This window comes from Acinetobacter soli, assembly GCF_000760595.1.
GTDB lineage: Bacteria > Pseudomonadota > Gammaproteobacteria > Pseudomonadales > Moraxellaceae > Acinetobacter > Acinetobacter soli.
In genome coordinates, this window is record NZ_BBNM01000012.1 from 1 (window position 1) to 18893 (window position 18893).

General features: G+C 40.3%; 18 protein-coding genes. 6 read left to right on the plus strand and 12 right to left on the minus strand.

The window, feature by feature from the left end; translation table 11 throughout:
* Positions 1 to 1227: phage late control D family protein (locus Aso01_RS13005; RefSeq protein WP_042065511.1), on the minus strand; the 1227-nt coding region annotated here is incomplete at its 3' end.
* A gap of 127 nt (positions 1228 to 1354) precedes the next feature.
* Positions 1355 to 2188 carry a hypothetical protein gene (locus tag Aso01_RS13010; RefSeq protein ID WP_004937576.1) on the minus strand — a complete coding sequence of 278 codons (834 nt, stop codon included), beginning with the start codon at positions 2186 to 2188 and terminating at the stop codon, positions 1355 to 1357.
* Between the two features lie 335 nt (positions 2189 to 2523).
* Here Aso01_RS13010 and Aso01_RS13015 point away from each other — a divergent pair, with 335 nt between their 5' ends.
* From Aso01_RS13015 to Aso01_RS13040, 6 genes are all read left to right on the plus strand, one after another.
* Positions 2524 to 3090: a TetR/AcrR family transcriptional regulator gene (locus tag Aso01_RS13015; protein ID WP_004937582.1), complete on the plus strand. Its 567-nt coding sequence runs from the start codon at positions 2524 to 2526 to the stop codon at positions 3088 to 3090.
* A gap of 333 nt (positions 3091 to 3423) precedes the next feature.
* Positions 3424 to 3732, plus strand: coding sequence for an ArsR/SmtB family transcription factor (locus Aso01_RS13020; protein ID WP_004937585.1), 309 nt, complete (start codon positions 3424 to 3426; stop codon positions 3730 to 3732).
* Positions 3733 to 3878: 146 nt separating this feature from the next.
* The gene (gene sstT, locus Aso01_RS13025) at positions 3879 to 5078 is read left to right on the plus strand and encodes a serine/threonine transporter SstT (protein WP_004937588.1); all 1200 of its coding nucleotides are present in this window, start codon (positions 3879 to 3881) and stop codon (positions 5076 to 5078) included.
* 36 nt (positions 5079 to 5114) lie between these two features.
* Entirely contained in the window at positions 5115 to 5789 is a 675-nt protein-coding gene (locus tag Aso01_RS13030) for a YoaK family protein (protein ID WP_039909931.1), read from the plus strand.
* A 16-nt stretch (positions 5790 to 5805) separates the two neighbouring features.
* Positions 5806 to 6342: a DUF2058 domain-containing protein gene (locus Aso01_RS13035; protein WP_004937591.1), complete on the plus strand. Its 537-nt coding sequence runs from the start codon at positions 5806 to 5808 to the stop codon at positions 6340 to 6342.
* Positions 6343 to 6480: 138 nt separating this feature from the next.
* A complete protein-coding gene (locus Aso01_RS13040) occupies positions 6481 to 7731 on the plus strand; it encodes a mechanosensitive ion channel family protein (RefSeq protein WP_025094608.1) in 1251 nt (416 codons plus the stop codon).
* 19 nt (positions 7732 to 7750) lie between these two features.
* On the opposite strand, the gene Aso01_RS13045 is transcribed toward Aso01_RS13040, so the two are convergent.
* From Aso01_RS13045 to Aso01_RS13090, 10 genes are all read right to left on the minus strand, one after another.
* Positions 7751 to 8911, minus strand: a complete 1161-nt coding sequence (locus Aso01_RS13045) for an MFS transporter (RefSeq protein ID WP_004937595.1) — start codon at positions 8909 to 8911, stop codon at positions 7751 to 7753.
* A gap of 564 nt (positions 8912 to 9475) precedes the next feature.
* Positions 9476 to 9682 carry a hypothetical protein gene (locus Aso01_RS13050; RefSeq protein ID WP_004937598.1) on the minus strand — a complete coding sequence of 69 codons (207 nt, stop codon included), beginning with the start codon at positions 9680 to 9682 and terminating at the stop codon, positions 9476 to 9478.
* Between the two features lie 64 nt (positions 9683 to 9746).
* Entirely contained in the window at positions 9747 to 9950 is a 204-nt protein-coding gene (locus Aso01_RS13055) for a hypothetical protein (RefSeq protein WP_004937599.1), read from the minus strand.
* A 109-nt stretch (positions 9951 to 10059) separates the two neighbouring features.
* Positions 10060 to 10281, minus strand: coding sequence for a hypothetical protein (locus tag Aso01_RS13060; protein WP_004937601.1), 222 nt, complete (start codon positions 10279 to 10281; stop codon positions 10060 to 10062).
* Between the two features lie 225 nt (positions 10282 to 10506).
* Positions 10507 to 11205, minus strand: coding sequence for an urea ABC transporter ATP-binding subunit UrtE (gene urtE / locus Aso01_RS13065; RefSeq protein WP_004937603.1), 699 nt, complete (start codon positions 11203 to 11205; stop codon positions 10507 to 10509).
* A 9-nt stretch (positions 11206 to 11214) separates the two neighbouring features.
* The gene (gene urtD, locus Aso01_RS13070; RefSeq protein WP_004937605.1) at positions 11215 to 12042 is read right to left on the minus strand and encodes an urea ABC transporter ATP-binding protein UrtD; all 828 of its coding nucleotides are present in this window, start codon (positions 12040 to 12042) and stop codon (positions 11215 to 11217) included.
* The gene (gene urtC / locus Aso01_RS13075) at positions 12043 to 13113 is read right to left on the minus strand and encodes an urea ABC transporter permease subunit UrtC (protein ID WP_004937608.1); all 1071 of its coding nucleotides are present in this window, start codon (positions 13111 to 13113) and stop codon (positions 12043 to 12045) included. It abuts the gene before it with no gap.
* A 7-nt stretch (positions 13114 to 13120) separates the two neighbouring features.
* A complete protein-coding gene (urtB, locus tag Aso01_RS13080) occupies positions 13121 to 14764 on the minus strand; it encodes an urea ABC transporter permease subunit UrtB (protein ID WP_004937611.1) in 1644 nt (547 codons plus the stop codon).
* Between the two features lie 81 nt (positions 14765 to 14845).
* Entirely contained in the window at positions 14846 to 16135 is a 1290-nt protein-coding gene (gene urtA / locus Aso01_RS13085) for an urea ABC transporter substrate-binding protein (RefSeq protein WP_004937615.1), read from the minus strand.
* Between the two features lie 430 nt (positions 16136 to 16565).
* The gene (locus Aso01_RS13090) at positions 16566 to 18740 is read right to left on the minus strand and encodes a TonB-dependent siderophore receptor (RefSeq protein WP_004937618.1); all 2175 of its coding nucleotides are present in this window, start codon (positions 18738 to 18740) and stop codon (positions 16566 to 16568) included.
* Positions 18741 to 18893 lie beyond the last annotated feature (153 nt).

The following is an 18893-nucleotide window of genomic DNA, read 5'->3' on the forward strand; positions in this document are numbered from 1 at the left end:
AACCAAGGTCAGTTCGCTGTGGTGGCGTTGTTCGGGTACGTTGTAGTTGAGCTGTTGTTGTAGTTCTTTGGGCAGGTTGTTTTGATTGCTGTAGTGTTTGCCCACAATGATCATCTGGCGCTCGTCTGCGCTGTGCTGGATCAGTTCGGGATGGCCTTCGAGCTGAAACCAGTAGCCGACCTGTGCATCGCGTACGCTTCCACGGGCGCTGAATTGTTTGCTCTGTAGGTGGTGATAGGCATTGATCTGCTGGTTGAGCTGTTCCAGCTGAGGGTTGCCGGATGCGGTGGCCTGATCTTGTTGTTCTAGATCAGCAATCCATGCCGGTGTGATGTGCCAGGCATCTTCCAGATTCAGGCTGGCATTGTCGTGTTGCTGACTGTGTTGCTGGGTGCTTTGCACACTGCCACTGCCTTCTTCTTGTTGTAAGGCATCGGCTTGCCAGCGCTGGGTATAGACCGATGTGGGTTGCAGGGACCGCTCGGCTTGTACCTGTGTCAGGGTATCGTAGGGTTCGGTGGCACTGCTGCGTTGGTAATGTATGACTTGTCTGCTTAAGGCAGTGTAATGCTGGTTGTCGTCAATCAGACGCAGTACTTGCGCCTGTATCGGCGTATTCATCGTCGGGACGGTCAGGGCTGCTTCATCGATCAGCCAGTTGATGCCTTCGCTACGCCACAGTCGGGTCAGGTAGTCGTAGTCGGTTTCGTTGGCCTGCATGCTAAATGGCCGGATGTCATAGTCTCGGTTTAAGCCTGAGGTATCGAGCGTCAGGCTGGCGGCAAACAGCGGGCTTTTCGTTTGCCATTCTCTAAACAGCAGCTCACTGATCTCGCGCACGCTTTTGTTCATAAACACGCGGCTGTTGCGGCGTTTGTGCCACAGTGCGGTCGGGTCTTGCAGGGTCAGGGTATAACTGGTCAGTGCACCATCGCTTTGTGCTTGTTTGGCAGCGGTGATGATCCACTGGTGCGATACAGCTGGCCGGTATCGGTGCACCTGATCGACGGCAACCTGACAGCCGATAAATTGTTTGAGGGAAATCTGTGCGTGCGTGCTGAAGCACAGCAGCTCGGCAGTACTGCCCTGATTGATCTGCTGCTGTCCCTGTATACGTTGTAAATACACCTGACTGTTCAGGGCGGGATCTGAGAAGGTCACATGCAAGGCGCGTTGCTGTGCGCCTAATCCCAAGCGTTCTAATACGCCAAATAAATTAATCGACATTGTTATTATCAGTAAAACTCATACTTATGTTGAATTTTACGCAGATTTAATGTGATTTTCTATACAGATTTGTATATCTATTTAATTCACTCAATATTCGGTTTATTCTAAACTTTAAAACCCAGAATCAAGCGACATACATGCTTTCCCAGAAATCATGCCAGATATCCAGAAATTCATGGGTTATAGCGCTTAGTCCATCCGTGCGTGATGTATCTAGCGCTTGTGTTAATAACATCCAAATATCATCTTCATGATTATCGTCATTTGCAAGACTATGACCACAGCCCACTACCCCATGACACTCATAGTAACCAGATGAAAATTTCGGATCAAATTTCGCCACATTAATAGAAAGCGCTTCACTATAAACAATGACCTGCTGTTCGGTAATCGCTAAGATTAGTAATAAGGCTTGATAATCATGAAAATGTGACGAGATATAATCGCTTACTCGATGTGCCTGTGAAACAGTCTGCGTAAGGTCATTTATATCTAAAGACAATGCTTCTAGAAGCTGTAAAAAATAGGTAAGGTGTGCTTTGCTAGGCGAACTCAATGCCAAATCTAGTGTATTAAATCCTAATTCATCAATCAGGTTTAAGGACAATAAATAACGAGCATAAACTTTTGCTTTCACTCGCATATCAGTTTTAATATTTTGGTTTTTTTCCAAAGTATGCGCATCAAAAATGAGCATACTCAGCGCATCTGTAAATATTTTTACGATTGCAACAAAGTAGTTTAAATGAATTGTTTTTAAATGATGAAGGCTAAGCGTAGAACTTTGCAGCTGATTTAATATGGGATGTTGGAATAATGCATGCTGTTCAACGCTTTGTTTAAGCAATTGAATCTGTGCTTGATGAAGGTTCCATTGATCTAATGTTAGGGAGTTTTTGACGAAATTTAATGCTTCAGTGCGTGCATTTTCTGATTGGGTGAATGAGAACTTGTTCATCGTCAACTGTCTATTCTGTACACAGAAACACCTGTGTGTTAAAGATATTTTGAAACATTAATCTACATAAATATAACATTTATTCAAAGTTTATTTATGAAACTTTATATTAATTTTACAGATCAATTGTTCTTCGATCAGTACAAAATCTTATTAAACTTTGCCAAAAGTCCTACTTATAAATACTATTTGATTCTGTTAGACTTTATTCAGATTTTACTATGCTCTTTCAAGTGTAGACTTAAACGGATTTTTCATCATTTCATTTCCCATGAAAAAAACCTCGAAATTGCATTTTTTGAGTACATACATGTCTTTGGCAGGAACCTCTAAACATGTCGAAAAAAGATGACATTATTAATACCGCCTTGCGTCTTTTTAATTCCCATAGCTATAACTCAGTCGGGATTGATCGGATCATTCTTGAGTCTGGTGTTGCAAAAATGACTTTCTACAAATACTTTCCTTCTAAGGCAAAGTTAATTGAAGAATGTTTGAATCAACGTAATCAAAATTTGCAAGCTTCTCTGAATGCAACGATCAATGGTTGTGATGATAACGATCCTCTAAGTAAAATCAGAGCAATCTATCTCTGGTATTCGGCATGGTTCGAAACCGAAGATTTTAATGGCTGTATGTTTCAAAAAGCTGTGGAGGAGATTTTTAAGATCTATCCTTCTACGATCAAACCTGCAACTGAGTACAAAGAATGGCTGACTGAACTCATCACGACCCTACTCACTGAGCTGGACATACAAAACCCAGGACAACTCGCGAATCTACTCATCAATATTTTAGATGGCATGACCATGCAAGCCTTAATTGAGCGCAATTCGGTTAAAATTGAGGAATACTGGTCACGCGTACAGCGATTGATTAAATTTGAGCAAACCTGCGCTTAAAAAATTTAGCGTGAGTATTATTCTTTTTATATCTCACGCCTGCGTCTGAAGTTTCCCAATTAACCACCAAAATAATCATTAGCAGCCAACCGATTTGTGTAAATTTAAATTTACACTTATTATTATTCTTTTATACAGACTTGTCTGTTTTTTGTATTGTAACGTAAAAATAAGTCTGGATGTTGAATTTTACTCATTGTTTTGATGAATAAAATTCAGTTTTTTATAAGATTTATTCATATTATCAATTCTTACACGCTATTTAACCAGAAATATATCTATCATACTTTGCTTTCATTTATAATGTTTCTCAGAAAAAATGTGGGTGATTGAATGAACCAAAGACTCCAAATTGAAACCATGCGAGATGCTGCCGATGATGTCGTGACAATTTTGAAGTCTCTTGCAAATACAGATCGGCTCCTGATTTTATGCCATTTGGCAAATTCAGAACTCAACGTGTCTCAAATTGAAGAATGCACCAATATTTTACAGCCTACGCTTTCGCAGCAATTAATGATGCTGCGTAAGAGCGGTACGGTGAACACTAGACGCGATGGTAAACAAATTTTTTATTCAATTAAGGATGAAAAAATGATCAATTTACTATCTACGTTGTATCAACTTTACTGTCCTAAATAAGTATTTTTTCTTTTAAATCGCTTAAAAAATATCATAACGCCTGAAAACCCATCATTTTTTTAAAAAACATTTAGGATTTTTTTTAGTTATGTATAAAATAGCAGCCTTATTTTCTTCTGGCCGATAAAGCTTGTAGGCTGCGCTTTATGTTTTCTAAATTTTTTCGCTTGAGTCTTGTGACCAAGATTTTTATTGCCATAATCTTGGGATTCCTTGTTGCGTTTCTATTTCCAGACGTTACGCCTTATTTGAGCATATTTGGTGAAATTTTCATCAAGGCTTTGAAAGCTGTAGCACCTATCTTGGTATTTATTTTAGTAATTTCTTCAATTACCAATTTCGAGACTGGGCAGAGTGCTAAGAACATCAAACCAATTATTGCACTTTATGTGATAAGTATGTTGTTGGCTGCTTTTTCAGCAGTGATTGCCGATTTGCTTTTCCCGACTACTTTGGTGCTAGCTTCACATGGTGATCAAGCATTTCAGCCACCGGGTAGTTTATCAGATGTCTTAAAAAACCTAATGCTTAGCTTTGTTGCTAACCCAGTAGTTGCTTTGAGTGAAGCTAACTTTATTGGTATTTTAGCTTGGGCAATTATTTTGGGTACAGCGTTTCGTCATAGTAGTCAAACCACCAAAACATTTTTACAAGATTCTGCCGACGCGATTGGTAAAGTGATTCATTTGGTCATTAGCTTTGCACCACTGGGTATTTTTGGTCTTGTTGCAGTGACTTTTGCCAACTCAGGTATGGAAACACTAAAAAGCTACTCGCATTTATTGGCTGTTTTACTCGGAGCGATGTTCTTTGTCGCACTGGTAGTGAATCCTTTCCTTGTGGCATGTGTCACCAAGCGCAATCCGTATCCATTGGTCTTTAAATGCTTACGCGAAAGTGGAATTACTGCTTTTTTCACAAGAAGCTCAGCCGCAAATATTCCGGTCAATTTGGATCTTGCACGACGCTGTGGTGTCGATGAGTCGACGACCAACGTCGTTATTCCTCTTGGTTCTACAATTAACATGTGTGGTGCAGCAATTACCATTACGGTACTCACACTTGCAACAGTGAATACTTTAGGTATTCATGTTGATATTTGGACCATGATGATTTTATGCGTTGTAGCGAGTGTTTCAGCATGTGGTGCGTCGGGTGTGGCAGGTGGTTCCCTACTGTTAGTACCAGTCGCATGTAGCTTATTTGGTATATCTTCAGATATTGCAATGCAAGTCGTTGCAATCGGTATGGTTATTAGCGTACTTCAAGATTCAACTGAAACGGCCCTAAATTCATCTACAGATGTGTTGTTTGTTATTGCAGTTGATCAGGCTTCAAAATCATAATACATTCAAATTGTTGATTTGTATTTGATGTTTTTTATGCCACTTCAAAGTTTACCGAACTGGATTCAATGTATTGTTTTTGTGCTGGCACTTAATGCCGGCACAATTAACGTATTGGCACTTATCACAGTCATTCATCAATCTGTCTCACATATGACAGGCAATATCAGCATGCTTGCGATTGATCTCGTAAAATGGCAGCCACATACCATGCTGTATTTGTTTTTGATCGTTATTAGCTTTCTGATGGGTTCGTTTTGTAGTGGTTTTATTCTAGGTAATACCCCATTATCATTTCATCGTCGTTATGGTTTAACTTTAAATTTAGTGGCCTTATTGTTGGTATTAACTTGGCTGACGGTCAGATACAATCCTCATCTTGGTCTGCTCTGGTCGTCGATAGCTATGGGTGTTCAAAACGCCATGATGAGTCATTATAAAGGGGCCATTATACGCACTACACATCTGTCTGGAGTACTCACTGATCTAGGTTTATCACTGGGCTACAAAGCAAAAGGCCTACCCGCAGATAGACGTCGTGTAATCTTGCATCTTTTAATCGTACTCGGATTTTTTCTTGGTGGCGTCATTGCTACAATAGCCTATTCGCATTGGCTCATGAATACCTTCTTGCTACCAGCACTACTTACGGTATTGCTCAGCGCAGTTTATTGGTTTTTGAGCTATGAACATTTAAAACGACACAGTTAAATTTTGGATTGTCATTATGGTAAAAAATGCGCTTCAAGCTCAGCTTTTAAAAGCAGGTTTGGTCGATAACAAAAAAGCGAACAAACTCACCAAGCAGGCAAAGCATGAGCATCGAACTGGTCAAAGTAATGAAGCAGAACTGAAAGCCAATATTGAACGAGCTCAGCTTGAAAAATTACAAAAAGACCAGAGTTTAAATCAAGAGAAACAGAAGGTACTTGAACAAAAAGCGTTGCTTGCTTCGATTGTACAAATGATCAAACAACATAAAATCAAAGATACATCAGGAGATGTGGCTTATCAGTTTATTGATCAGAACAAGATTAAAAAAGTGTATGTTTCACAGCAAGTTTATAATGCATTAGTTTCTGGTTCATTGGTCATTGCAAAAGATCAAGACAGTTATGCATACTTACCAAAACCATTGGCAGATAAAATTGATCAGAAACTGGAAGGCTTTATCTTGGTAAATCATTCACAGAAAAATGATCAGGCTACAGATGAAGAAGATCCATATGCGGATTATGTGATTCCTGATGATTTGATGTGGTAAGAAATTGAAGTAAATTTAACCGCATGTATTGGGCATGTATGGTTTTATTAATAAAACGTACAAAAAAAGTAGCAATACGAACATCTTAAATATCAAGCCTTTACACTATACTCTTTCACTAAGCATGGGTGTAGAGGTTTGAATTTTTTACAATATATAAGAGAAATACAAAACTGGATCGGCCAATATCCATGGCTTGAGATGCTGTGTTCGATTGCTATCCTGATTTTTTTTGCCGTTTTGGCAAACTTTATAGCAAAACAAATTGTGGTTCGCGGCGTTCGAAAAGCAATTAGTAAGCTAAAGTTTATTAACCAGTCCCTTTTTGCCCAGCATAGCGTGATTAGACGCATTTCAAATATTGTTCCCGCTATCGTGATTATGAACGGGATCAGTAGTGTTCCTCACTTGTCCAGTAAAATGATTACTTTGGTACAAATGGGCGCACAGGCATTTATCTTTTTAACCATTGCGCTTGCGATTAGTGAATTTTTAAATATTTTCAATCTGGCTTATCAGCGTAATCCTAATTCTAAAAATAAACCCATTAAAGGCTATTTGCAGCTGATCAAACTCATGATCTTCATTGTCTGTGCTTTAATGGTTTTGGGAACTTTCTTAAAAAAAGATGTGTTCACCTTATTGGCCGGCTTTGGTGCCATGGCAACGGTGCTCATGTTGGTTTTTCAAAATACGATTTTGTCATTGGTCGCGAGTGTACAAATCTCATCTTATGACATGGTACGTATTGGTGACTGGATTGAGATGCCTTCACTCAATGCGGATGGCGATGTCATTGATATGTCATTACATACGGTGACCGTACAAAACTTCGATAAGACCTTTACAACAATTCCTACCAATAAGCTCATCACAGATACCTTTAAAAACTGGCGCGGTATGAGTGAATCTGGCTGTCGTCGCATTAAACGCTCTTTATTTATCGATCAAAGCAGTATTCACTTTATGTCGGAAAAAGAACAAGACAAACTCAAAAGCTTTATTTTACTGAATCAATATCTTGATCTAAAAAAATCTGAAATTACATCATTTAATGAGCAACTGAGTAATCAATCAGTGTATAACCAGCGGCGTTTAACGAACTTAGGTACGTTTCGCGCATATATTGAATTTTATCTGAAGCAACACAGTGGAATTGCACAGAATCAATCTTTAATCGTGCGTCAGCTTCAACCGACTAGTGAAGGGATTCCACTTGAGATTTATGCGTTTACCAACACAACCGCATGGAATGCTTATGAGGCCATTCAATCTGATATTTTTGATCACTTACTGGCTATTACACCTGAATTTGGCTTGAAAATTTATCAGGCACCTTCAGGTACCGATATGAAATCTCTTGCGCACGCTGTAAACGACGCGGTGTAATAGCTGTTTAATCGATGAATTAAGATGGTTGTGCACCTTGCGTGGGCAACCATTTTACAAAACCAAGCCCCAATAAAACCAATAAACCAGCACATAAAAAAATCACCGGCGCAGTTAACGTCTGCCAAAAGTGACCTGCCAATAAACTACCAGAAGCCACCCCCAAGCCCCACATGGTGCTATACAGTGCTTGCCCCCGACCTTGCTGACCTGCGGTAAAATGACTAAAAACCAACCGCATTGCCAGCAAATGAAATAAACCAAAACTAAAGGCATGCATCGTCTGGGCGAGCAATTGCCCCCAAAAATGCTCGACCATATATCCAGCAAGTATCCATCGAATACTGGTCATAACAAGACACACCGATACCAAAATGCGCATTGAATAACGCGCCAATAATGTGTGTGCACAGGCAAACATGATAATTTCTGATAACACGCCTATGGCCCACAAAGTACCAATTTGTGTGGTGCTATACCCTGCTTCTTTTAAAAAATTACTGTAAAAACTATAAAATGGCGCGTGTGAGAACAGCATAATAAATTCGATAGCAAAAAAAGCCATGACACTAGGTCGCTTTAAAATTGGCCATAAAGGTTCTAGTTGCCGCTGGGCTGTTGGTGCCTTTGTTGGTTCTTTAATTTGAAATGACCAGATAAACGCAAGAAAGGAAATACAGAGTAGTAAAATTGGCAGCATTGAAACGGGAATAATTTCTAATAATGCCCCTATACCAAATACGCTGCTAATGAACCCGATAGATCCCCATTTTCGAATTTTACCGTATAGTTCGGCGCGCTTGTCTCCTAGCCAAAATAAAGTAACGCCTTCGAACTGCGCCAAGATTGCATTTTGAAAAAAACTGAAAATCAGCATGAGTAAGGCAATCGATTGAAGACTTTTTGAAATTAAAAAAATCGTAAACCAAATACATGCTTCCATCCAAGTTGCGATTCGTACCAATAACATTCGTTTGCCCGTTTTATCTGCTACCCATCCCCAAATGAACGGTGCAAAAAAACGTGTGATGATCGCGATTGAAGATAGAATTCCAATTTCTTGATAATTGAAGCCCTGATCTTGAAGATACAAGCTCCAATACGGCATGAATGTACCCACTATGGCGTAATAGAAAAAGTAAAATCCGCCAAGTTTAGTCTGTATTGTGAGTGCTTGCATGTGATTGCTTTATCTTGCGTTTTTACAAGATCAATCATAGCAAAAGTTGATATATTTGTACTGACTGAAATCAAATCCATTTGAAACATTACTGGTATTGTTTCTCGTATCTACTCAAATCAATATCATGAATCTGAGCTAGAGTATTTCTAGCCCAGATTTTTATTTCATCAAAAAGTATGACGATGCTTTAATCAACTTACTTCTTTTTGACTATAAAACTGCTTACAACAGCTTTACGAACGATCTGATCAAATTCTACTTTTGAAAAACCTGATCTATTTTTTTCTTTTGAATTCCCGGTGAACATATCGAATAGTTTCATGTTTAAGTCTGCCAATACGTTTGCTTATCTTTAATTTATCGACAACCTATGTATATATCCATGTGAGTTCTAATTCTATATTGTTCATTAAGTAACCAAAAAACACTTCTACAGTAATCAAAGTTTTCACATTGTACAGATTGGATTTAGATGACCAAATTTTTTAACACGCGATAACAAAGCAAACATACCTATATTTAAGAATCTTGATTTCATCACATTGATAGATTCTTTTTTTACTAGGTCATGATCTTTCGGAATTGTCTTTCACGCTTTAGTAAGCCCAATACTTTTTTACGGGCTTTGATTTCTTCTTCTGTATACGGCAGTAGTTGAATCAATTCCGATATTGCAAGATCTGCATGTTCAATCAGGAAACCGTCTTGCTCGGTCGTCCATTGTCGTAGTACTGGAACAACTTTCATATTTTTACGAAGTCGCGTCATATTTGATCGGGTTCAAATCTATTATAAATAAAGCCCAATTTTTGATTGGGCTTTATTTATAATATTAAGTGTCTTCTATTTCAATAGGATCACCGTCTTCAGGTCGTTGGTGACGTTCTCCATCATCTGCGGGATCGACACTTGAACCATCTTTGGTAATGGTATTATACAATTCATCTTCTTTTTTGTCGTCTAAGTACTCTTCATCTTCAAAATCGTGAGGTTCACTGTCATCATCAAAATCAAGAGGCTTTTCTTCATCGATCATATTAAGTCTTCCTTATCATGTTGTTGGTTATAATGAGTATGCTCTCACTGAAACACTATTAAATATCGGTTCAGTTGGTTACTCAGATTTTTCTTTGAACACTCATGAACTAAACCGAGTACTCAATACGTGTATCGGGGTGATAAAATTTGCCTTCAGCATCTACTTCTACTTGATGTCCATCAATAAAGATCAATTTCACAGCATGAACCATATGTGAAGAACCATGGTCTAATTCTGGCTCTGATCGTGCTGAGGCGCACAGTGCAGCAACTTCGCGCTCATTACCATGTTGATCTTTGACAGTTATTATTTTTTCAGAAAGACTCATTTTGTCTTGATCCTTATAAGGTTTGAGAACATTTGAGCCTTTTTTATAGCATAGAGAATTCGAGCTATACCCGAAATACTGCAAAGAGACTGTCAATCTACAACCCATTCATATACAACTGTAATTTTAGATCAACATAAGTTACGCAACTGCTAATAAAGTGTCAGTCTATGTAGCTAAAAAGCGAAAAATAGGTGCTGTAACACTATCTAGCCACTCTTAAACCTAGATCGCGACCAGCTCCTTAATTCCTTTTTCAGACATTTCATCTCCACGTCCAGATGCAATAATGTGTCCACGTGCCATCACGGTATACGTATCGGCTAACTCTTCAGCAAAATCATAAAACTGCTCGACCAGAATAATTCCCATATCACCCTTTTGTGTCAGGTGTTGAATTACTTTGGCGATGTCTTTAATAATTGATGGCTGAATTCCCTCTGTTGGCTCATCCAAAATCAAGATACGAGGTTCAGATGCCAATGCTCTTGCAATTGCCAGTTGCTGCTGTTGCCCACCGGAGAGATCTCCACCACGGCGATGTTTCATCTCCTCTAAAACTGGAAACAACTCGTATAAAGAGCTTGGCACCTTTTTAGTTTTAATACCTGAAAATTTAGCCATTCCAATGAGGATATTTTCTTCAACGGAAAGCGTTGAAAATATATCTCGCCCTTGCGGAACATATGCAAGGCCAGCTCGTACACGCTGTTCGGGCGACAGTTTTGAGATATCCTTACCATCCAAAATAATCTGCCCAGATTTAATCGGCAGTAATCCCATCAGACATTTTAACAAGGTAGTTTTGCCCACTCCATTTCGCCCCAGCACGACACTGCATTGTCCACACGCTGCACTCAATGAAACATCGCGCAAAATATGGCTGCCACCATAAAACTGATTGATTTGTTGAATATCGAGCATGTGTCTATCCTATCGACCTAGATATTTTTCAATAACGTCTTCATTGGCTTGTACCTCTGCCAATGTTCCTTCTGCTAAAATAGCGCCTTGAGCCAGTACGGTCACTTTTTCACTGATCGTATCGATAAAACTCATATCATGTTCCACCACAATCAAGGTATGTTGCTTTTTGAGCTCCAAACAAAGCTCCGCAGTACGCTCAGTTTCTGCATCGGTCATACCCGCAACGGGTTCATCTAATAAAATCAGTTTTGGCTGCTGCATTAGCAGCATTCCAATTTCAAGCCACTGCTTCTGACCGTGTGAAAGTAATCCCGCAGTTTTATGGCGAAAGTCCTTTAATCGAATTTGTTCGAGTGTTTGCTCCAAAGCCACTTGAGTTTCAGAGGACAATTTTGCGAAAAAACTCCGTTTTACAGTTTTATCTTTCGGTGCTGCCAACAGTAAATTTTCCATCACGCTAAAATTTTCAAATACTGTCGGTTTTTGAAATTTACGGCCGATTCCAGCCTCAGCAATTTGCTCCGTGGTCATTTTGGCTAAATTATAGTTTTGACCGAAAAATGCAGTACCTTGAGTAGGACGAGTTTTGCCAGTAATGACATCCATCAGTGTTGTTTTTCCCGCACCATTTGGGCCAATAATGCAGCGTAGCTCGCCTTCATTGATGTATAAAGACAGATCGTTTAAGGCTCTAAAGGAATCAAACCAGACACTGACATTTTCAAGATAGAGCGCAATACCATGACTAAAATCTGCACCCTGAACCTTAGTCCTGCCGTATCCTTCGCCATATTGTCCGCCATGCGGTGGTGTTTCGAATTGCACTTCGCTCATTTAATTTTTCTCCCTTTTAAAGCGGTCAAACAACCCCACCACACCTTTTGGCAGAAATAAGGTCACTACAATAAATAAACCACCCAAAATAAGTAACCAATACTCTGGAGCAGCCACGGTAAAGTATGTTTTAACTGCATTAATCAGCCCTGCTCCCAATATTGGTCCAATTAGCGTTCCACGCCCGCCTGCAGCCACCCAAACGGCCATTTCAATGGAGTTGACAGGGTTCATTTCGCTCGGATTAATAATTCCAGCCTGTGGGACGTAAAGCGCGCCTGCTATTCCAGCGATCACGGCCGATAACACCCATGCCGAAAGTTTGTACCAAAGCGTACGATAACCTAAATATTGCAAGCGGTTTTCGCTGTCCCGAATTGCACCTAATACCCGCCCATAAGGACGATTCATCAAGCTACGTAAGCCAATAAAACACAACATGAGTATCAGTGCAGTCATACAACACAAACTGGCGCGTGTAGGTGCTGAAGTAATGTCGAAACCTAAGATCGTTTTGAATCCAGTAAAGCCATTATTACCGCCAAAGCCTGTTTCATTTCGAAAAAACAATAATGCTGCAGCAAAGGTCATGGCCTGAGTAATGATTGAAAAATATACCCCTTTAATTTTTGAGCGAAATGCAAAAAATCCAAATACAAACGCAATCACACCAGGGACTAAAACCACCAATAGCAGCGCCCAGATAAAATGCTCGGTGCCCAACCAAAACCATGGCAATTCATTCCAGCTTAAAAAACGCATGAAATCGGGCAATCCATCACCAGCCGACTCACGCATAAGGTACATACCAAAAGCATAACCGCCCAGTGCAAAGTAAAGACCATGCCCCAAACTTAAAATTCCGGCATAGCCCCAAACAAGGTCGAGTGCAAGTGCCACCAGTGCCAAACACATAATTTTGCCAATCAGTGTGACCCAGTACGCAGACAAATAAAAAGCAGAATCAACAGGTGCCAGATGCAACCAAGGTAGAACTAAAAGTACCACAAAACAAAGTACGATGAGTGCGGTGCTCAACGGTTTGTCTGCAAACAATAAAGTGAATTTCATGTGCGTCTTACTCCACAAACCGGCCTTTGATGGCAAATAACCCTTGTGGACGTTTTTGAATAAACAAAATCACAAGCACCAAAAGAATAATTTTTGCAAGTACAGCACCGAGTCCAATTTCAAGTACCGTGCCACTTACCCCTAATCCAAGCGCGGCCAGTACGGCGCCCCAAACCTGCCCCACACCACCCACTACCACCACCAAAAATGCATCGATAATGTAATTTTGTCCTAAATCTGGCCCCACATTTCCAACCTGCGCCAAGGCACAGCCTGCCAAACCTGCAAGCCCAGAGCCCAAGCCAAATGCAAGCATATCAATACGTGCAGAACGTATGCCGACTGCACGTGCCATTTGACGATTTTGAGTCACTGCGCGTACAAACAATCCAAAACGGGTTTTGTTGAGTAGCACAAGCAGAATCAATAAAATCACAACGGTAAAGGCAATGATGGCCATTCGGTTATACGGCAACATCAAACTCGGCGTGAGTGCTATCCCGCCACTTAACCATGCAATATTGGAAACTTCGACATTTTGTGCTCCAAATACCATGCGTACCAGTTGCATCAAAATTAGACTTACCCCAAATGTAGCCAGCAAAGTTTCAAGCTGTCTTCCGTATAAGGGCCGAATAATGGTTCGTTCAATCAGCATGCCAATTAATGCACTGATCAAAAATGCCGCTGGTATTGCAGCGATTAAGTACCAATCGACCCAAGCAGCCAAATGCGCTTTAAACAAACTCTGGATCACGTAGGTGGTATAGGCACCAATCATAATCAGCTCACCATGTGCCATATTGATCACACCAAGTAAGCCATAAGTAATGGCCAGACCTAGCGCCGCAAGCAATAAAATGCTGGCCGTACTTAAACCTGAAAAAAGATGACCAGACCATTCACTGATCTGTAAACGAGTTTTGATTTGATTTCTGGCATCTTGTAATGCCGCTGTGAGTTCAGGATGAATTTGAGCAAGGCTCAGCTCATGTTCGACCAAAGCCAGAACATCTGGTCGGTTGGAGGCTGAGAGGGTTTTAATGGCTGCTATTTTAGTGAATACATCTGAGCTGTTGTAATCTAGACGTGCCTTAAGCTGTGCAAGTCGCGCTTTTACCTTATTGTTGTTTTCTTTTAAATATAATTGTTTGATAAAACCACTGTCTAGCTCTGCAGTATTGTTTTCTAGTATATCTACTGCTCGTAAGCGTTGAGTGGCATCTTCAGAATTAAGCTTGGCTTTGGCCTGCCCAAACGTCAGTGCTTTTCTTAAAGTATTCACCAGTGTGACTTGAGATAAATCTGAAGGCCATGTGGTGATGACTTTTTCATCGGGATAGCTCAAGAGCGTTTGTTCATCTTTAAGTAGATAGGTATTACCTGAACTATCGGTATAAAGTTGATTGTCGTCGATATAACCAACAAGTTTGTCCAGTGATTCTAGACTGGCAGGCCACTGATTAAGCATCGTCCGACGGGCTGTAAAATCCGACCGAACAAAAGTTTGTATCGCATCATCGTGCGCTACAGCCGCCGTGTGGGAGAGTGATGTCTGTGGCTGACTGCTATTTTCAGTTGCCCACACAGACACACAACAAAGCTGTATGAAAAGCATCATCATTGCCCAGCGCCGAATATGGTTAAACATAGTAAACCCTTGCTATGTGAATATTTTTTAAGCTTGACTGAGGTTGGCCTGTATCAATGCGTACAGGCCCTCGTTGATTTGTTATTTTGGAATGTACGGGCTCCATGGCTCCGCACGAATCGTGGTTGGTGTTTTATAGACCACATCAAATTGGCCATCAGCACGAATTTGACCAATCATGACTGGCTTTTGTAAATGATGATTGGTTTCATCCATTTTTAAGGTATATCCAGACGGTGCTGCAAACGTCTGGCCCGCCATGGCTGTACGGACTTTATCCACATCGGTTGAGCCTGCTTTTTCGACTGCCTGTTTCCACATATTAATCCCCACATATGTGGCTTCCATTGGGTCATTGGTGACCACTTTTGAGGCATTCGGCAGTTTATACTCCACTGCGTACTGTTTGAATTTATTGATAAAGTCGATGTTTTTTGGATTCTTAACCGACATGAAGTAATTCCAAGCCGCTAAGTGACCCACCAGCGGTTTGGTATCGATACCGCGTAACTCTTCTTCACCCACAGAAAATGCCATCACTGGAATATCGGATGCTTTGATGCCTTGGTTACCCAACTCACGATAAAAAGGCACATTGGAGTCACCATTGATGGTTGAAATCACCGCAGTCTTTTTACCCGCAGCAAATTTTTTGATATTTCCCACAATGATTTGATAGTTGTTATGACCAAACGGCGTGTACTCTTCCATAATGTCGGCATCTGCAACGCCTTTCGATTTCAAAAATGCGCGAAGAATTTTATTGGTCGTACGTGGGTACACATAATCTGTACCCAGCAACACAAAGCGCTGCGCCTTGCCACCCTCTTCACTCATTAAATACTCCACCGCAGGAATCGCTTGCTGGTTCGGTGCAGCGCCCGTGTAGAATATATTTTTAGACTGTTCCTGACCTTCATATTGAACAGGATAAAATAATAAACCGTTGAGTTCCTCCACTACAGGTAAAACAGATTTGCGCGAAACCGATGTCCAGCATCCAAAAATGACCGCTACCTTGTCTTGAGTAATCAACTGACGTGCTTTTTCTGCAAAAAGTGGCCAGTCAGACGCAGGATCAACCACAACTGGCTCAAGCTTTTTACCTAATACGCCACCTTTCGCATTGATCTCATTGATGGTCATCAAGGCCGTGTCTTTAAGCGAAGTTTCTGAAATGGCCATAGTGCCAGATAAGGAATGTAAAATACCGACTTTAATGGTGTCTGAACTTTTGCTGGCTGGTGCAGACGTGGCCGACGTTTCGGTGGCTGCCGTTTTGTCTGATGATTTTGAGCATCCTGTGAGTGATAATCCCCCCATTACCGCTGCAATACACAATGAAATGGACGCCATTCTTTGCTGTAACATGACTTCTTCTCCAATTTGATCATCTTTAAATTAAAATATTTTTTTGCGATGAAATATCATTCAAAGAGCATGCCAAAAATAATTTTTTCAGCTTTATATTTTAAAAATTAAATCTTTAATTAAAATAATTTTAATTAAAATCATAATCTTAAATAATAATAATTAGTTTTAAAATAAATTATCTTCTTATTAATTTAATAATAGAGAAATAAAAAAAATAAAATACAAATCTTCGATTATAATGTGTTGTCAAAATTTGTCTCTACGTCATTTTACGTATAAATCTTCCATTTTCGTCATTTGGCTGATCAAGAATAGAAAACGGTTGAGTTCACTTGCAACTGAACTCAACCCTGTTTTTAAAAACCCACCCCAAAATGACACATGCCGAATAAAAAAAGCACCGAAATGATGAAGATGTGCTCTTGATTTAAAATTTCACATTAAGTGAAACTTGAGCCGTTCGTGGTGCACCTAAAAATAAATAGTCATCGCCCATAAATCCACCTACATCACGCCAGTATTGCTTATTGAACAGATTTTCAATGGTCAGTCTGAGTGTAGAGTCATAACCACTGACTTTAAAGGCATAAGCTGCACCAAGATCAAACACACTATAACCGCCAACTTTTACAGTTCCAGACTTATTGGCATATTTACTGGCGCTATATTGCATACCCGCCAAGAGTCGTAGACCGTCTATTTGCGCGACATCATAAGACACATGCGTTGCAAAACGCAGTTTGGGTACATTTTGAATTTGATGCCCTTCGTAAGCATCAACTTCACTTCCTTCCCAACGAGACTTCATCAATGCCAAACTTGAGCTCAGTTCAATTTGTGATGAAAGCTTGCCCGTCAATCCGAATTCGATTCCTTGAGAACGCTGATCACCTTTTTCGATAAACGTGAGATTGCCTTCATCAGTAGGTGCAACAAACTGATTATTCTGCTTTAAATCAAAAAGTGCCAAGCTGAGCAAAGCGTTGTTGTACTGCTGTTTGAAGCCCAGCTCATATTGTCGTGACTGAACAGGTGCCAAGACCTGATTGGCATTGCTTGTATACCATGGTGCTGTTCCACCGTCCGCTAAACCTTTCGCATAAGAAAGATAAACTATTGTATTTTCAAGTGGTCGATAACTTAATGCCATTTGTGGTAAAAATTTTTGAATGTCTGTATGACGATTTTCCGTACCATCACTGTCATACGCTTTTTCATTTAAATCGATCCATTTTCCACCCAGTAATACTGTCCATTGTGGATCAACCTCCATTCGATCTGTAAATGCCACAGAAAGCTGCTTACTTTCGAGTGGCTTATATCGATTTCCTAAATCAAATGTAGCGGGCTCAAAATCGATGGTGTCCTGATAAATATTCCCTGTTCCAACGTGTGTATTAATACCAACATAACGTTTTTGATTTTTTTCTACAGCAGCCAGTTCAAAATTCAAATGATGATGTACAGTTCCCGTTTCAAATTGGCCCTTTAAACTCGATTTGAGTTGTGTGGTCATACGTACATCGTCTGGGCTACGGTAATCGTAAAGATCGTAGTTTCCATCGGCATCAAAGGTATTTTCAATCGGTTTCAAACCTTTATAGGAACCATATGGAAAGGCAATATAATCGTCAATTTTGACATGGCTATAACTCGCACCGATGCTCGCAGCCCAGTCTGAGTTAATTTGATAGCGATACGTCAGGCTGGTGTTCAGCGCAACGTTGGTGACTGGCTTACTCCAGCTTTGATAACCCAGCAATCTGCTCCAAGCCACATCAGTCGGAACTGTTGAGCCGTCGAGTAATTGGTATCCCGGAACTGAACGTTGTTTTTGGCGTTGTGATTCAATATCAAACTGAAGCTGTGATTGATCATCAATCTGCCAATCGAGTGCGAGTGAGCCGAACACACGTTGACCGTTAGCATGCTCGACATAAGGATGAATCTGTTCTTCGGCAAGATTTACGCGATAACCTAAGGTTTGCGCTTTGCCTAAAAAGCCACCGACATCTAGCCCGATAGATGTTCCTCCCTCACTGTTGGCACCCACAGTAACTGAACGAATATCCTCTGGACGCTTTGTAACATAATTGACGACGCCACCGGGTGTCGACATGCCACTTTGAATGGCCGAAATGCCTTTTAGAATTTCTACTCGATCCTTATTTTCAAGTGCAATGTTTTGTTCACCACGAACCACATAGCCATTGAGCAGATAGCTTGAACCTAAAGCCAGCGCAAAACCACGCGAGACAAAATTCGGATAGTAACCGATTGCAGCATATCCATCTCCCAAAGCAGCATCATTCTTGATCACATCGGTCAGTACTTTGGCTTGCTGATCCTCTAAGCGTGCTGAACTCACGACAGATACAGAGGCTGGAATATCTTTTAACTGCGTTGTACCAAAACCTTCCAGATTAACATTTTGACGCAAATAACCAGAATCTTGCTGATTGGCACTCAACACAATGGTTTCGAGCTGCTTAGATTGAGTTTCTGCAAAACTGAGTGTACTTAAAGTACCAATACCTGTACCTAAGATCATTTTTAAACAACGAAAAAGAAATGTGGTGGGAAACATCTGGGCGTTTATCATAAATGATCCTGAATACTCAAAACTCAATGTAACTTTGCGTAAGTAAAAATATATGCAGAGTATATAGGAGTCATATCCAGATCAAACGCATTGTTTGCTTTATTTGTTGAGTAAAATACACAATTAAAAGCTAAAAATTTGAAAAAAATCAAA

Excerpts from the sequence above, each read along its gene's own strand:
- Aso01_RS13020 (WP_004937585.1), top strand. The coding sequence starts at position 3,424 with ATGAACCAAAGACTCCAAATTGAAACCATGCGAGATGCTGCCGATGAT.
- Aso01_RS13050 (WP_004937598.1), bottom strand. The coding sequence starts at position 9,682 with ATGACGCGACTTCGTAAAAATATGAAAGTTGTTCCAGTACTACGACAA.
- urtA (WP_004937615.1), bottom strand. The coding sequence starts at position 16,135 with ATGTTACAGCAAAGAATGGCGTCCATTTCATTGTGTATTGCAGCGGTA.
- Aso01_RS13055 (WP_004937599.1), bottom strand. The coding sequence starts at position 9,950 with ATGATCGATGAAGAAAAGCCTCTTGATTTTGATGATGACAGTGAACCT.
- Aso01_RS13035 (WP_004937591.1), top strand. The coding sequence starts at position 5,806 with ATGGTAAAAAATGCGCTTCAAGCTCAGCTTTTAAAAGCAGGTTTGGTC.
- urtE (WP_004937603.1), bottom strand. The coding sequence starts at position 11,205 with ATGCTCGATATTCAACAAATCAATCAGTTTTATGGTGGCAGCCATATT.
- Aso01_RS13030 (WP_039909931.1), top strand. The coding sequence starts at position 5,115 with ATGCCACTTCAAAGTTTACCGAACTGGATTCAATGTATTGTTTTTGTG.
- urtC (WP_004937608.1), bottom strand. The coding sequence starts at position 13,113 with ATGAAATTCACTTTATTGTTTGCAGACAAACCGTTGAGCACCGCACTC.
- urtD (WP_004937605.1), bottom strand. The coding sequence starts at position 12,042 with ATGAGCGAAGTGCAATTCGAAACACCACCGCATGGCGGACAATATGGC.
- Aso01_RS13045 (WP_004937595.1), bottom strand. The coding sequence starts at position 8,911 with ATGCAAGCACTCACAATACAGACTAAACTTGGCGGATTTTACTTTTTC.
- urtB (WP_004937611.1), bottom strand. The coding sequence starts at position 14,764 with ATGTTTAACCATATTCGGCGCTGGGCAATGATGATGCTTTTCATACAG.
- Aso01_RS13090 (WP_004937618.1), bottom strand. The coding sequence starts at position 18,740 with ATGATAAACGCCCAGATGTTTCCCACCACATTTCTTTTTCGTTGTTTA.
- Aso01_RS13010 (WP_004937576.1), bottom strand. The coding sequence starts at position 2,188 with ATGAACAAGTTCTCATTCACCCAATCAGAAAATGCACGCACTGAAGCA.
- Aso01_RS13060 (WP_004937601.1), bottom strand. The coding sequence starts at position 10,281 with ATGAGTCTTTCTGAAAAAATAATAACTGTCAAAGATCAACATGGTAAT.
- sstT (WP_004937588.1), top strand. The coding sequence starts at position 3,879 with ATGTTTTCTAAATTTTTTCGCTTGAGTCTTGTGACCAAGATTTTTATT.
- Aso01_RS13015 (WP_004937582.1), top strand. The coding sequence starts at position 2,524 with ATGTCGAAAAAAGATGACATTATTAATACCGCCTTGCGTCTTTTTAAT.